The sequence below is a fragment of the Candidatus Villigracilis affinis genome (genome assembly GCF_016705895.1).
Classification (GTDB): Bacteria; Chloroflexota; Anaerolineae; order Anaerolineales; family Villigracilaceae; genus Villigracilis; species Villigracilis affinis.
On record NZ_JADJKT010000037.1, the window covers coordinates 18422 to 32776 of the forward strand.

Below are 14355 nucleotides of genomic sequence, written 5' to 3' on the forward strand. Positions count from 1 at the left end.
TTACCAGTGATTGTGAACCAGATCGCGGACATGCGAATTGTAGATCGCGCGGATGGTTTCCATCGCCTCGGGACTCAGGGACGGCAGGTCTGCCGCTTTGACATTATCCTCCGCTTGAGCAGGATTCTTTGCGCCAGGGATGGCGCATGTCACAGCATCGAACATCAGGATCCAGCGCAGGGCGAACTGCGGCATTGTCCAGCCTGCAGGGACGAGCGCGCGCAATTCCTCAACAGCTTTCAAGCCAGTTTCATAATCCACACCTGAGAAGGTTTCGCCGCGGTCAAATGATTCGCCGTGACGATTGAATGCGCGGTGATCGTCCGCTTCAAAGGTGGACTTGAACGTTAATTTACCAGTCAACATTCCACTGGCGAGCGGGACGCGTGCGAGAATTCCGATCTTGCGGCGGATGGCTTCAGCGAAGAACAACTCCGCAGGCCGCTGGCGGAAGATGTTGAAAATGATCTGCACGGTCTGCACGTTGGGATATTCAATTGCCTTGAGCGCCTCTTCCACTTTTTCCACGCTCACGCCGTAATGACGCAGCTTGCCCGCGTGGACAAGATCATCCAACACGCCGAATGTTTCAGGCATGTAAAAGACTTCGGTGGGTGGGCAGTGCAATTGCAAAAGGTCAATGGCTTCGGTGTTTAGATTTTTGAGACTGCGCTCCACGAATGCAGTGAGGTTGACACGGTTGTATCCGCCCGCCACATGCGGATCGAGTCTGCGCCCAGCCTTGGTTGCCACATAAATGGTTTCGCTGCGCTCTTTGCGGAGTTGCGCCACCAAACGCTCCGAGCGGCCATCGCCATAGACATCGGCGGTGTCGATGAAGTTGACGCCCAAGTCAATGGAGCGATGTAAGGCTGCCAGTGAATCTTTATCATCCACTTTTCCCCATGAGCCGCCGATTGCCCATGCCCCAAATGAAACTGTTGAAACCTTCCACCCTGTTCGTCCAAGTTCGCGATATTGCATGATGTGTTTCCTTTGTTCAAAAGAAACCCTAAAGGTCTTTAAGACCTTTAGGGTTTGATAGTTTACAAGCCCTTATTCAAGTGATAGTACAGATCGTTCCAGCGCAGTTTCTCGCGGAATTCCTGTACGCGGGTGTTCTCGTCGATGACGAGGAACTCGATGCCAGCCATGTCTGCAAAGTCTTGCAGGTGTTCTGTGGTGAGCGAGTAGCTGAAGCTGGTGTGATGCGCGCCGCCTGCGTAGATCCATGCTGCTGCAGCGACCGAGAGGTTGGGGCGCGGAACCCACAAGGCGCGAGCCACGGGCAGGTTGGGGAGCGGCGCATCGTTCGGGACGACATCCACGACGCTGGCGACCATGCGGAAGCGATTGCCCATGTGGACGATGGAAGCTCCGACAGCGGCACCCAGCTGCGAGTCAAACACGAGGCGGACGGGGTCTTCCTTCCCGCCAATGCCGAGCGGATGAATCTCCAGCTTGGGTTTGTGTGCCGCGATGGATTCGCAAATTTCGAGCATGTGCGCGCCGAGGTCTTTGTCGCCGCTGGCGCTGAAGTGATAGGTGTAATCTTCCATGAAGCTGACGCCGCCAGGCAGACCCGCGTTCATGACCTTCATGGCACGCACGAGAGCGGAGGTCTTCCAATCGCCTTCCGCGCCGAAGCCGTAGCCATCGCGCATCAAACGCTGCACCGCGAGACCAGGCAACTGCTTCAGTCCATGCAGGTCTTGGAAGGTGTCGGTGAACGCCATGAAGCCGCCGTCTTTCAAGAATCCGCGCAGACCGAGTTCGATGCGGGCGCCATCGCGCAGGGACGAGTGCCTCGCGCCGCCAGGTTTGAGTTCAGCGACGACATCGTATTCATCGAGATAGGTTTTGATGAGCGTATCCACTTCCGCATCGGTGGCATCGTTGACGTATTTGACCAAGTCGCCAATGCCGTAGCCGTTGGTGGAGTAACCGAACTGAATCTCGGATTGAACTTTATCGCCTTCGGTCACTGCCACTTCGCGCATGTTGTCACCGAAGCGAGCGACCTTGCCGCCCTGCCAATCTGCCCATGCAGATGCGGCACGAGACCACACGCCCAACTGTCGCTGCACTTCATCGTCAGCCCAATGACCAACCACCACCTTGCGTTCGATGCGCAGGCGGCTGCCGATGAAACCGAATTCACGGTCGCCATGCGCGGCTTGGTTGAGGTTCATGAAATCCATGTCAATGGTTGACCACGGAATTTCGCGGTTGTATTGCGTGTGCAAATGCGCGAACGGTTTCTTGAGCAGGGTCAAGCCAGAGATCCACATCTTGGCGGGGGAGAAGGTGTGCATCCACGCGATGAGACCGATGCAGCTTCTTCGAAGAATTTGCTTCAAGGCATAGATCTCGAATGGCATCAGGCGTGGTGAGGACGGGTTTGAACACCACCTTCACAGGAATGTGCTTGGAAGCGCCGAGCGCCGCCGCGATCTCTTTCGAGTGCTCGGCAACCTGCTCCAGGGTTTTGGGACCATACAAATGCTGACTGCCCGTAATGAACCAAACTTCATATTGTTTTAGATCGATCATGATTGCATCTCCTTTTTATTTCTGTCCGTAATAGGCGTTTGCGCCGTGTTTCCTCAAATAGTGCTTATCCAACAATTCCTGTTGCATGGGTTGAATGTTCGGGTTGAGCATCATGGTTTGAATATTCATGAACGCGACCTCTTCCATCACCACCGCATTGTGAACGGCATCCATCGCATCCTTGCCCCATGCAAATGGACCATGACTGTAGACCACCACGCCAGGAATGGCATCTGGATTTTTATCTTTGAATGTCTCGATGATGACGGTCCCCGTCTCTTTCTCGTACTCAGCCTGAATCTCCTCGACAGTCATTTTTCTTGTGCAGGGGATTTCGCCGTAAAAATAATCGCCATGCGTGGTGCCGAGCGCCGCAATGCCGCGACCCGCCTGCGCAAAACTCGTCGCCCAACGGCTGTGGGTGTGGACGATGCCGCCGATGTTCGGGAAAGCTTTGTACAGTTCCAGATGCGTGGGCGTATCGGAGGATGGCTTGAGTTCGCCATCTACCACTTTGCCTGTTTCCAATTCCAAAACAACCATGTCGTCACGTTTCATCGTCTCGTACGGAACGCCAGAAGGTTTGATGACGACCAATCCCTTCTCGCGGTCAATGCCAGAGACGTTGCCCCACGTGAAGGTGACGAGTCCGTGTTTGGGAAGCAGCAGGTTTGCTTGAAATACTTGTTCTTTGAGTTTCTTCAACATCATTTCTCCGTAGGTCAGTCACGTTGAAAACGTGACCTACTTAAACCCTTCCACCGCCGCGCGTTCAATGCCAAGACCTTCTTGTAGCGTTCCATGAATGTATTGAAACCATCCACATCCTTTTTGTCAGGTGCAATGGTGGAACTTTTTTCGTTGGCAAATACTTTTTTATTCAAATAATCTTCGAGTGTTTCATTTCCTGTTTTATTGAGCACATACGCGGCAAGCAGAGCCATGCCCCATGCGCCGCCTTCGCCCGCGGTTTCCATCACCGAGACGGAGGTGTTCATCGCTGCCGCCATGATCTTTTGACCAACGCCTTCGGTTTTGAAGAACCCGCCATGACCCAGCAATTGGTCGAGTTTTACGTTTTCCTGCGAGAGAATATCCATGCCGATCTTCAACGTGCCCACCGACGAGAACAAGTGTGTGCGCATAAAGTTCGGCAGAGTGAAGCGGCTTTCAGGGGTGCGGATGAATAATGGGCGTCCCTCGGTCAAGTCTGTGATGGATTCACCTGAGAGATAGTTGTAGGCGAGCAATCCACCGCCATCGGCATCGCCCGCGAGCGCTGATTTGTAAAGCATCTCAAACAGTTTGGACTGGCTGATTTCCACGCCGAGCGCATTGGTAAATTCGTGGAAGAGTCCCACCCAGGCGTTGAGGTCGGAGGTGCAGTTGTTGGCATGAACCATCGCGACAGGCTTGCCTGTGGGCGTGGTGACCATGTCAATTTCGGGATAGAGTTTGGACAGCGCCTTTTCCAACACGATCATGGCGAAGACGGATGTCCCAGCCGAGACATTGCCCGTTCGCTCTGCCACGCTGTTGGTGGCTACCATGCCCGTGCCTGCATCTCCCTCAGGCGGGCAGAGCGGAATGCCAGCCTTGAGTCCTCCGCTTGGGTCGAGCAGTTTCGCGCCTTCTTCGGTCAACGTGCCAGCGGCATCTCCTGCTACTAAAACCTTTGGCAAAATATCTTCGAGCTTCCACGAGATTTTTTCTGCTTTGAGCAGGTCATTGAACTGCCCAAGCATTTTTTTGTCGTAGTCGTTGATCTTGCTGTCGATGGGGAACATGCCTGAGGCTTCACCCACGCCCATCACCTTTTGCCCCGTCAACTTCCAGTGGACATAGCCCGCCAGCGTGGTCTGGTGGCTGATGTCTTTGATATGCGCTTCCTTGTTCAATATCGCCTGATACAGATGGGCGATGCTCCAGCGCTGCGGGATGTTGAATTGGAAGAGGTCGGTGAGTTTCTCGGCGGCTTGTCCCGTCATCGTATTGCGCCAGGTGCGGAAGGGGACGAGTAAATTGTCGTTCTTGTCGAACGCCAGATAGCCGTGCATCATGGCGCTGAAGCCCATTGAACCGACAGTCTTGAGCGTGACGCCGTATTTTTCAGAGACCTCTTTGCTGAGGTTCTGATAACTCTCCTGCAAGCCTTTCCAGACATTGTCCAGACTGTATGTCCAGACGCCGTGCTCGTATTGGTTCTCCCACTCAAAACTTCCTGAGGCAATCGGCGCATGATCTTCGCCGATCAACACAGCCTTGATGCGGGTGGAACCAAGTTCAATGCCAAGGACGGTCTTGCCGCTTTCGATTGATTTTGCGATTTCGTTTTTATCCATATTGATCTCCTGTAGTTCGGACGATGGACGATAGACCGTAGACCATGGTCAATCGTCTGTCGTCTATGGTCTGTTTATCCTGGATACCAAATCTTGCGCGGATCATCCTCTGAGCGCACGTAATCAAAGGCGGCATCGATTATTTTCTTCAAATCATATTCAGGACGCCAGCCGAGTAAAAACTTTGCTTTGGTGTTATCGAGCCATGTGGAGTGGAATTCGGTTTTGATCTCCACGGTGGGGAAGCCGCGAGTTGAATTCAAATACTTGCCCATCTCGCCGTAGTCCACGGGTTCGTCCATGCAGATGTTGAAGAGTTGCTGGCGGGCTTTGGGGTGGTCGATGGCAGCCAGGATCGCGCTGACCAAATCGTCAACGTGGACAAAGTTTCTTTTAACGGGAACAGCTTCCAGATTAAGCATGATCGGGATGGTCTGCGTCCGCACGTAGTCATCCGCAGTTTTCTCATCCACAAAATCACGCCAGCGCGGACCGCCGAAGACATCCTCTCCGAAAGAGAGTTGATATTTGAAATCATCCTTTTCCATGATCCACGGCGCGCGCAGGCAGCAGCCGTTGAGATCGTATTGGATGTAATACTGTTCGAGCATCACTTCTTCGAGAACTTTGGAGAGCGCGTAACAGCCAGGGTAGGCGGAATGTTTTTGGGTTTCAGTGACGGGGATGGGATGCGGATAAACGAAATGCCCCATGCCCGCATCGCCGCCGACCATGATGAACTGCTTGAAGGTGGCGCTGGTGCGGCAGGCTTCGAGCAGCCAGAAGAGACCTTTGACCGCCACATCCATAATTTGCTCGGGCGTCTCTTTGACGGTTGCGAGATGCAGAACATGCGTCACGCCGTCCATCGCTTTTTCGACAAGGTCGCGATGTTCGATGGAGCCGTGAATGTTTTGAATGCGTGGGTGAGGGGGAAGCTCGCGGTTATGGCACAACGCGCGAACCGTGAAAGAATTGAAACGCGAATCATTCAACAGGCGATTGATGAAAGTCTTGCCTACTTTGCCTGTCGCGCCAGTGACGAGGATGATGTTGTTAGACATACTCACCTGCTTCTTTGGACGATGGACGATAGACCACGGACCATTGTCTGTCGTCCATCGTCTGCGGTCTACGGTCGCTCTTCATCAGCATTTCGTCCATTGCCCATTCGCTTCACTGGATGCGATGACGCTATCCACAAAGCGCACGCCCATCAAACCGTCGAATGAATTCGGGAAGTAGAGCGCGAGTGGGTCTGCTTTTTTGCCTGCGCGACGAGCGGCAATCGCTTCGGCGGCATCGGAATAAATATTTGCAAAGCCATCGGGGAAACCTTCGGGATGCCCTGCGACCAAGCGAGTGCAGCGAGCGGAGAGCGGCAATGTGCCAGGTCCGTTTGGCGTGCGATTTTGAGAAGGCGCCTTCAATGGTTTGAAGGTGAGCGCCTGCGGAAATTCCTGCATCCATTCGAGCGAGCCTTTCGTGCCGCTCACGCGAATGCGCAAACAATTCTCCACTCCAGCCGCGGCTTGCGTCACCCAAAAACTTCCGCGGGCGCCGTTACTGAATCGGAGCATTGCCCCGCCAAAGTCATGGATGATGCGCTTCGGCACAATCGCGCCAACTTCCGCCGCCACTTCGTCCACTTCCAAGCCCGTGATGAATCTCGTCAGGTTATGCGCGTGCGTGCCGATGTCGCCCATCACGCGCGAAGGTCCGCCGCGCACGGGGTCGAACTTCCAGTTATCAGGCGAGAACGTTTTTTCTTCATCCGCCTTGCCGCCCTGCACATACTCCACCTGCACGAGTCGTATCGTGCCGAGGTCGCCCGCTTCCACCATCGCCTTCGCCTGCCGCACCATCGGGTAGCCCGTGTAATTGTGCGTGAGGCAAAACACCAAACCCGTCTCCTGCACTTTTTTGTGCAAGGCTTCGGCTTCGGCGAGCGTGTTGGTCATGGGCTTGTCGCAGATCACATCAATGCCGCGCTCAAGCGCCCACATCGAATAATCAAAATGACTGTCGTTCGGGGTCATGATGGCAACCGCGTCAATGCCATCTTTTCTGGATGCTTCGCCATCAAGCAATGCTTTGGCATCGTGATACATGCGGTCTGACTCGAAACCAAGTTCGCTCGCATCTTTCTTCGATTTGGCTTGGTCAGACGAAAAGATGCCTGTCACAATCTGATAGCGGTCATCGCGCCGCGCCGATTGGCGATGCATGGCACCGATAAACGACCCCGTCCCACCGCCGATGACGGCGAGCCGCAGTCTGCGTCCCAACATGTCGATCACTGGATTCAAAGACATCTTATTTCTCCTTGGCTAAAAATGCGCGGATCGATTCAACTACTAATTTGTGGTCTTCTTCTTGCGGCAAGCCAGAGACGGTAATCGTCCCAACCATGCCTGTGCCTTTTACGATAATAGGGAAGCAGCCGCCATGCGCGGCAAATTCACTTTCAGAGATGAGATAAGACTGTTCGATTGTTTTGCCTTTGTGCTTGAGCATTTGCCCCATGTAGAACGAACTATGACCGAAGCGATTCACCAGCCGCACCTTGCGCTTGACCCACTCGTCATTGTCCGCGGCGGTGCCTGGCATGCTGGCGTGGAAGAGTTGGTGCTGTCCGCGGGTGATGTCAATGGTGACGGGGAGGTTCTCACGCATGGCGTGTTCCACCATCTGGGTTCCGATCTGCCAGGCAGTGGATTCGTTGAAACTGGTGAACTGAAGTTCCTGCTCTCTTGAAGCAATTGTTTTAGAATGTCTTCCATTCACTGGTCCTTTGGCAATACGACACCTACGAAAACCCAATTCGCTTTAACCGATACATAGATATTTTTTTTTGGAAAATTTACAGAGATATTGATGAGGTCTTTTTTGTTGAAAACGAGAGCAGTTAGACTAGAACTGCTCTCGTCATGAATGCTATTTATTATGCGCTCTTATTCTTGTTGTAGACATCGAACAAAACAGCAAGCAACAACACGATGCCTTTGACTACCTTCTGCCAATCGATTCCGACTCCCATAATGGACATGCCATTATTCAAAACACCAATGAGAAAAGCCCCGACTAATGCGCCAATAACTTTGCCGACGCCGCCCATGGGAGATGCGCCTCCAATAAAGCAGGCGGCGATAACATCCAATTCCATACCGTCTCCGGCATTAGGCGTGGAGCTATTTAAACGAGCTGCAACGATCAAACCTGCCAGGGAAGCGAGAACACCCATATTAATGAAAGTATAGAATAACAAGCGTGGTGTATTGACACCCGAGAGTCTGGCGGCTTTTTCATTACCACCCATCGCATAAATACGGCGACCAATCACCGACGAAGTGGTGATAAAAGCATAGAATGTGATCAGCACAAAAAGGAGCACGAGCACAGTCGGAATCCCTTTGTAGGAAGCCATCAAATAACAAAGACCCATAACTGTTGCAGTAATCGCAATATTTTTGACAACAAAAAAATAGAAGGGTGTTACTTCAAAGCCATACTTTTGCTGATTTTTTCTCCCGCGCAAATCCAGCCATATTAATAAAACTGAAAGTATTACCCCAATCAGCATGGTGGTAATATGAAACCCTTCGTAGTGAAAAAAATCTGGAATAAACCCGGAACTTATATTCTGGAAGCCTCTTGGGAAAGGTCCGACCGATTCTCCCCGCAGCAGAGCGATTGTCAAACCGCGAAAGATCAACATGCCTGCCAAAGTGACAATAAAGGCTGGGATTTTTAAATACGCAACAAAATACCCATGAAAAGCGCCAATGCCTGCGCCGAGCAAGAGAGAGAGGGCAACGACTAAAACCCAATTGACATCGTACCTAACTATCAGTACGCCCGCAAGTGCTCCAATTACAGCAACAACCGAGCCTACCGACAGGTCAATCCCACCGGTGATGATAATCAACAACATACCCATCGCCATGGTGATGACGTAGCTGTTTTGCAGAACAAGGTTGGTTATATTCACGGGCTTCATCAGTACGCCGTCGGTCTGTACCTGGAAGAATATCATGACCGTAATAAGCGCGATCAACATGCCGTATTCACGAACATTGTTTTTGAATAGTGTTGTCAGGGTTTTCATTGTTCCACTACCTCTTGTTGTGTCATAATGTATTTCATTACTTTTTCCTGAGACGCTTCGCTGGCAGGCATTTCACCGACAATTTTGCCATCACGCATCACGTAGATGCGATCACAAATCCCCAAAATCTCCGGCAATTCTGATGAGATCACAATGATCCCTTTTCCTTCGCTGACCAGACGATTGATAATGGTGTAAATCTCATATTTTGCCCCAACATCAATGCCGCGCGTGGGTTCATCCAGAATCAGAATTTCCGGACTTGCAAACAACCATTTGCTAAGCACAACTTTTTGTTGATTACCACCGGAAAGATTTACAGCCAGTTGCTGAATACTGGAGCACTTAATATTAAGATTATCCCGATATTCACTGGTGACCTTCATTTCTTGAGGTTCATTGATCACTTGACGAGTGGAAATTTCTTCCAGATTCGCCAGGGTAATATTATTTTTGACTTGCTGGATCAGGACCAGCCCATACGCTTTGCGGTCTTCCGTTGCATAGGCAATTCCATTCGCGATGGCTTTATCAATGTTGCTGATGTCTACTTCATTCCCGTTTCTATAAGCGCTACCGCTAATACGGGTACCATAGGCGCGGCCAAAAATACTCATTGCCAATTCAGTTCTTCCAGCCCCCATTAACCCCGAAAGCCCGACAACTTCGCCCTTCCGGACGTTGATATTCACATTAGTACTTACTTTTCGATCTTCATGAAGCGGGTGATATACATTCCAATCCCTCACTTCAAAAATCACTTCACCGATTTTCGAGTCGCGCGGCGGGAAACGATGTGTTATATCCCGTCCCACCATGCCACGAATGATCCGGTCCTCGGTAATAGTATCATTCCTGCAGTCCAACGTTTCAATTGTGGTACCGTCACGAAGAATCGTGATGGAGTCTGCTACTTTATTGACTTCACTTAATTTATGGGAAATCAAAATCGAGGAAATACCGTGTGCTTTAAATTGGAGCAATAGTTCAAGCAGTTTTTCACTGTCAGTTTCATTTAGGGAAGCCGTGGGTTCATCCAGAATCAGAAGCTTTACTTCTTTTGCCAGCGCCCTGGCGATTTCGACCAACTGCTGTTTGCCCACGCCCATATTTGTAATCAGTGTGTTAGGCGACTCGTGCAAACCCACTCGCTCCAGCAATTCTGCGGTTTTTGAAATGGATTCATTCCAGTCAATTACACCATTTTTGGCGCGCTCGTTGCCAAGAAACAGGTTTTCGGCTACGGAAAGAAAAGGAATCAGCGCAAGTTCCTGATGGATGATGACAAGTCCAACTTTTTCAGATTCGGTGATATCTCGAAACCGACATTCCTTGCCTTGAAAATAGATTTCTCCTTGATATGTGCCGTATGGATATATGCCACTTAACACATTCATCAGGGTCGATTTTCCCGCTCCGTTTTCTCCCACCAGAGCATGGATTTCTCCCTGAGTCACGCTAAAACTTACATTATTAAGCGCTTTTACACCAGGGAAGGTTTTTGTGATATTGCGCATTTCCAAAATGACATCAGACATGGTTTCGCGTCCTTGGCCTATATAAAATGAAATTGCTATTCAATAATGCAATTCTAATTCAAATTTCACAAAACCTCAGAAACAAACTCTTTCAGCATAAGTCTTGTTTTTATATAGAGTGGTGTATGAGGCACAATTGCCTCATACACCACTCTAAAACTACTTACTTTAGATCTTCAGCCTTGATATAGCCGCTATCAACCAATTCCTTCAGGTAGTTATTGATGTCAATACTGATCGGCACCAGCAAATAGGAAGGCACAACTTTGACGAGGTTGTCATAGGTTGTGGTGTCATTGATTTCGACTGTCTCACCCTTGAGAGCCTGGTCAGCCATCTTGGCGGCTTGCTTGGCAAGAACGCGAGTGTCTTTGAACACGGTATAGGTCTGTTCGCCAGCGATGATCGACTTGACGGAAGCAACTTCTGCATCCTGGCCGGTCACAATGGGGCATGGCTGTTCGGGAGTGCAATAACCAACGCCCTTGAGGGATGAAAGGATGCCAATGCTAAGACCATCATACGGGGAAAGGACAGCATCAACACGCTTGTCGGTGTAGAAAGCGCTCAAAAGGTTGTCCATGCGAGCCTGGGCAGTTGCAGCAAGCCAGCGCAAGGTACCGACTTTGTCCATGCCCATCTGACCACTTTGGATGACGATCGTGCCGTCGTCGATGAAGGGTTGGATGACGGACATGGCGCCATCATAGAAGTAGAAGGCATTGGTGTCGTCGGGGGAGCCGCCGAAGAGTTCGACGTTGAAGGGACCAACGCCAGCAGGGGCTTTTTCGCCGGGTTTCAGGCCGAGGCCTTCGAGAAGCTGGGTTCCCTGAATGACGCCTACGCCAAAGTTATCAAAGGTGGCGTAATAATCGACATTCGCGGTCTTGGTGATCAGGCGGTCATAGGAAATGATGATGGCACCGCTGTCATGAGCCTTCTGGAGCACATCAGAGAGGGTGGTGCCATCGATGGCTGCGATAACGAGAACCTTGGCGCCCTTGGTGACCATGTTTTCGATCTGGGCGAGCTGGTTGGGGATGTCATTGTCGGCAAATTGCAGGTCGGTGTCGTAGCCCATGGCTTCGAATTCTTTGACCATGCTCTCGCCATCAGAGATCCAGCGGGTTGAGCTCTTCGTAGGCATACTGATGCCTACTAGTAGTTTTTCATCAGATGACGGAGCAACAGGTGCGACACCTAGATCTTCAGCCTTGATGTAGCCGCTATCAACCAATTCTTTCTGATAGTTATTGATATCAATACTGATCGGCACCAGCAAATAGGAAGGCACAACTTTGACGAGGTTGTCATAGGTTGTGGTGTCATTGATTTCGACTGTCTCACCCTTGAGAGCCTGGTCAGCCATCTTGGCGGCTTGCTTGGCAAGAACGCGAGTGTCTTTGAACACGGTGTAGCTCTGTTCACCAGCGATGATCGACTTGACGGAAGCAACTTCTGCATCCTGGCCGGTCACAATGGGGCATGGCTGTTCGGGAGTGCAATAACCAACGCCCTTGAGGGATGAAAGGATGCCAATGCTAAGACCATCGTAGGGAGAGAGAACAGCATCAACACGCTTGTCGGTGTAGAAAGCGCTCAAGAGGTTGTCCATGCGAGCTTGGGCAGTTGCAGCAAGCCAGCGCAGGGTACCGACTTTGTCCATGCCCATCTGACCACTTTGGATGACGATCGTGCCGTCGTCGATGAAGGGTTGGATGACGGACATGGCGCCATCATAGAAGTAGAAGGCATTGGTGTCGTCGGGGGAGCCGCCGAAGAGTTCGACGTTGAAGGGACCAACGCCAGCAGGGGCTTTTTCGCCAGGTTTCAGGCCGAGGCCTTCGAGAAGCTGGGTTCCCTGAATGACGCCTACGCCAAAGTTATCAAAGGTGGCGTAATAATCGACATTCGCGGTCTTGGTGATCAGGCGGTCATAGGAGATCACAATCGCGCCGCTATCGTGTGCCTTCTGGAGCACATCAGAGAGGGTGGTGCCATCGATGGCTGCAATAACGAGAACCTTGGCACCCTTGGTGACCATGTTTTCGATCTGGGCGAGCTGGTTGGGAATGTCATTGTCAGCAAATTGCAGGTCGGTGTCGTAGCCCATGGCTTCGAATTCTTTGACCATGCTCTCGCCATCAGAGATCCAGCGGGTTGAGCTCTTCGTAGGCATACTGATGCCTACTAGTTTGGCTTCTGAAGCAGGGGCAGCTACGCCACATGCTGAGAGTACAAGGCTGGCCAGCATCAGCACAGCTAGAAGGTTGTAGAATAACTTTTTGGACATTTTCTTCTCCTTAGTTAGTAACATTAGATACTATGTTGGCGTAATAATTTAGCAAGAATTGATTAATCATCAAGTTGTGATGCATTATCTCGCCAGGAACCTTACACCTCATACGCCAGGCTATCAGGGTGCACATCCTTCTTTATGTTCGTTCTGTAGCCCCTTCGCCATCACCTCCTTTTATTTGATACCCATTCCATATCTTAATCACAATTTACCATGGGAACGGGGCAGAGATACTACCCAGCAAAATTTGAGCTTTCACGAATAACAAGGGTTGGTTGAATAAACCTTGATTGTGCGATAACCGATTTATTTTCCTGTCTGGCCTGAATCATCTCTACGATGCTTTGAACAGCCTGCTCGCCAAGTAATTGAAGATCTTGATAAATAGTGGTTAGTGAAGGATAAAAATAAGCCGATTCGGGGATATTATCAAAGCCGATAACTGCCAGCTGCTCCGGAACACGGATACCCCTGCGAATTGCTTCCCGCAACCCCCCCAACGCCATCTGATCATTGGCTACAAAGACAGCATCCATATCCGGATATGACTCGAGAAGCTGAATAAATGCCTGTTCGCCGCTAGCAGAGGACCAATTTCCTTCAGTGCAATGCTCTTCCAAAGGGTTGAATCCTGCCGCACTCAAAGTTTCACGCCAACCTCGCTTGCGTTCATCTGCTTCCCACCAAGTGAGCGGGCCTGCGATATGCCCAATCTTTTTCCTGCCGCATTCCAAAAGGTGTTGAATTGCCAGTACCGCGCCCTGATAGTTATCTGTCGCTACGCTGGATATTCCTTCGCGTGGTCTCATGGCAAGGAACAATACAGGCACCGAGATTTTGTCCATACGTTCTTCAACCCAGGAATGATTGTCCCCGATCTCGGGTGCCACCCAAATGATTCCATCCACCTGGCGAGCCAGTAGTGAGTCTATTACTTCGTCAATTCTATTCGTATCAAAATTGTCAAGTTCTTTCATCAAGAGCATGTAACCAAGTTCATCGGCTTTATCTGCCACCCCATTGAGCGTTCTTGAAGGGCCAATATACTTTAGTCCGAATGTGACAACCCCCAAGGTATAGCTGCGCTGTTGAATAAGACTGCGGGCAAGTGTGCTTGGGTGATACCCTAATTGCTCAACCACCGTTTCCACCCGCTGGCGAGTTTCCTCAGAAACATATGAAAACTTATTCATTACGCGCGAAACGGTTTGGGTGGAGACACCCGCCGCTTGTGCGACATCTTTGATGGTAACTCGTTTTCTTCTGCTAGGTGATATCAAGGCCGTTAACCTTATAATTTATTATGTTATCGATAACATGTTATCGATAACATAATATCAAAAATATCAGCCAGAGTCAAGAGAGAGTTTACAATGAGTTTTTATGGAGAAAATCCAGGACAAAAGTACCCGTTTGGGTAGGGTGGGCTAATTCAATATGGTTGTAATTTTTAATAAGGGTTACAAGCAAAATAAAAAAAACTAGCGGAATTGCTATTTCCGCTAGTTGAGTGAT

At 50.6% G+C, this 14355-nt stretch carries 9 protein-coding genes and 3 pseudogenes; all 12 read right to left on the reverse strand.

What is annotated here, in order from left to right; all coding sequences use genetic code 11:
* Window positions 1–984 (reverse strand): aldo/keto reductase, encoded by a 984-nt coding sequence (locus IPI86_RS18885; protein WP_345299573.1) that lies wholly within the window; start codon window positions 982–984, stop codon window positions 1–3.
* A gap of 62 nt (window positions 985–1046) precedes the next feature.
* Window positions 1047–2553 (reverse strand): annotated as a pseudogene (araA, locus tag IPI86_RS18890) (L-arabinose isomerase).
* 15 nt (window positions 2554–2568) lie between these two features.
* Window positions 2569–3261 (reverse strand): L-ribulose-5-phosphate 4-epimerase, encoded by a 693-nt coding sequence (gene araD, locus IPI86_RS18895; protein ID WP_345299574.1) that lies wholly within the window; start codon window positions 3259–3261, stop codon window positions 2569–2571.
* Window positions 3262–3297: 36 nt separating this feature from the next.
* Window positions 3298–4895: pseudogene (locus IPI86_RS18900) on the reverse strand (FGGY-family carbohydrate kinase).
* Window positions 4896–4969: 74 nt separating this feature from the next.
* Window positions 4970–5959, reverse strand: a complete 990-nt coding sequence (locus IPI86_RS18905; RefSeq protein WP_345299575.1) for an NAD(P)-dependent oxidoreductase — start codon at window positions 5957–5959, stop codon at window positions 4970–4972.
* Between the two features lie 84 nt (window positions 5960–6043).
* A complete protein-coding gene (locus tag IPI86_RS18910) occupies window positions 6044–7210 on the reverse strand; it encodes a Gfo/Idh/MocA family oxidoreductase (RefSeq protein WP_345299576.1) in 1167 nt (388 codons plus the stop codon).
* 1 nt (window position 7211) lies between these two features.
* The gene (locus IPI86_RS18915) at window positions 7212–7682 is read right to left on the reverse strand and encodes a heme-degrading domain-containing protein (RefSeq protein ID WP_345299577.1); all 471 of its coding nucleotides are present in this window, start codon (window positions 7680–7682) and stop codon (window positions 7212–7214) included.
* Between the two features lie 157 nt (window positions 7683–7839).
* Window positions 7840–9003, reverse strand: coding sequence for a multiple monosaccharide ABC transporter permease (mmsB, locus tag IPI86_RS18920; RefSeq protein ID WP_345299578.1), 1164 nt, complete (start codon window positions 9001–9003; stop codon window positions 7840–7842).
* Window positions 9000–10541 (reverse strand): multiple monosaccharide ABC transporter ATP-binding protein, encoded by a 1542-nt coding sequence (gene mmsA, locus IPI86_RS18925; RefSeq protein WP_345299579.1) that lies wholly within the window; start codon window positions 10539–10541, stop codon window positions 9000–9002. The genes mmsB and mmsA overlap by 4 nt, the downstream gene beginning before the upstream one ends.
* 163 nt (window positions 10542–10704) lie before the next feature.
* On the reverse strand, window positions 10705–11760 hold the full coding sequence (chvE, locus tag IPI86_RS18930; RefSeq protein ID WP_345299923.1) for a multiple monosaccharide ABC transporter substrate-binding protein: 1056 nt from the start codon (window positions 11758–11760) through the stop codon (window positions 10705–10707).
* Window positions 11743–12834 (reverse strand): annotated as a pseudogene (chvE, locus tag IPI86_RS18935) (multiple monosaccharide ABC transporter substrate-binding protein); the annotation flags it as partial. The gene chvE (IPI86_RS18930) and the pseudogene chvE (IPI86_RS18935), both read right to left, overlap by 18 nt.
* Window positions 12835–13073: 239 nt before the next feature.
* Window positions 13074–14120 (reverse strand): LacI family DNA-binding transcriptional regulator, encoded by a 1047-nt coding sequence (locus tag IPI86_RS18940; RefSeq protein ID WP_345299580.1) that lies wholly within the window; start codon window positions 14118–14120, stop codon window positions 13074–13076.
* Window positions 14121–14355 lie beyond the last annotated feature (235 nt).

Coding starts and splice junctions, on each gene's coding strand:
- IPI86_RS18885 (WP_345299573.1), bottom strand. CDS start 984: ATGCAATATCGCGAACTTGGACGAACAGGGTGGAAGGTTTCAACAGTT.
- araD (WP_345299574.1), bottom strand. CDS start 3,261: ATGTTGAAGAAACTCAAAGAACAAGTATTTCAAGCAAACCTGCTGCTT.
- IPI86_RS18905 (WP_345299575.1), bottom strand. CDS start 5,959: ATGTCTAACAACATCATCCTCGTCACTGGCGCGACAGGCAAAGTAGGC.
- IPI86_RS18910 (WP_345299576.1), bottom strand. CDS start 7,210: ATGTCTTTGAATCCAGTGATCGACATGTTGGGACGCAGACTGCGGCTC.
- mmsB (WP_345299578.1), bottom strand. CDS start 9,003: ATGAAAACCCTGACAACACTATTCAAAAACAATGTTCGTGAATACGGC.
- mmsA (WP_345299579.1), bottom strand. CDS start 10,541: ATGTCTGATGTCATTTTGGAAATGCGCAATATCACAAAAACCTTCCCT.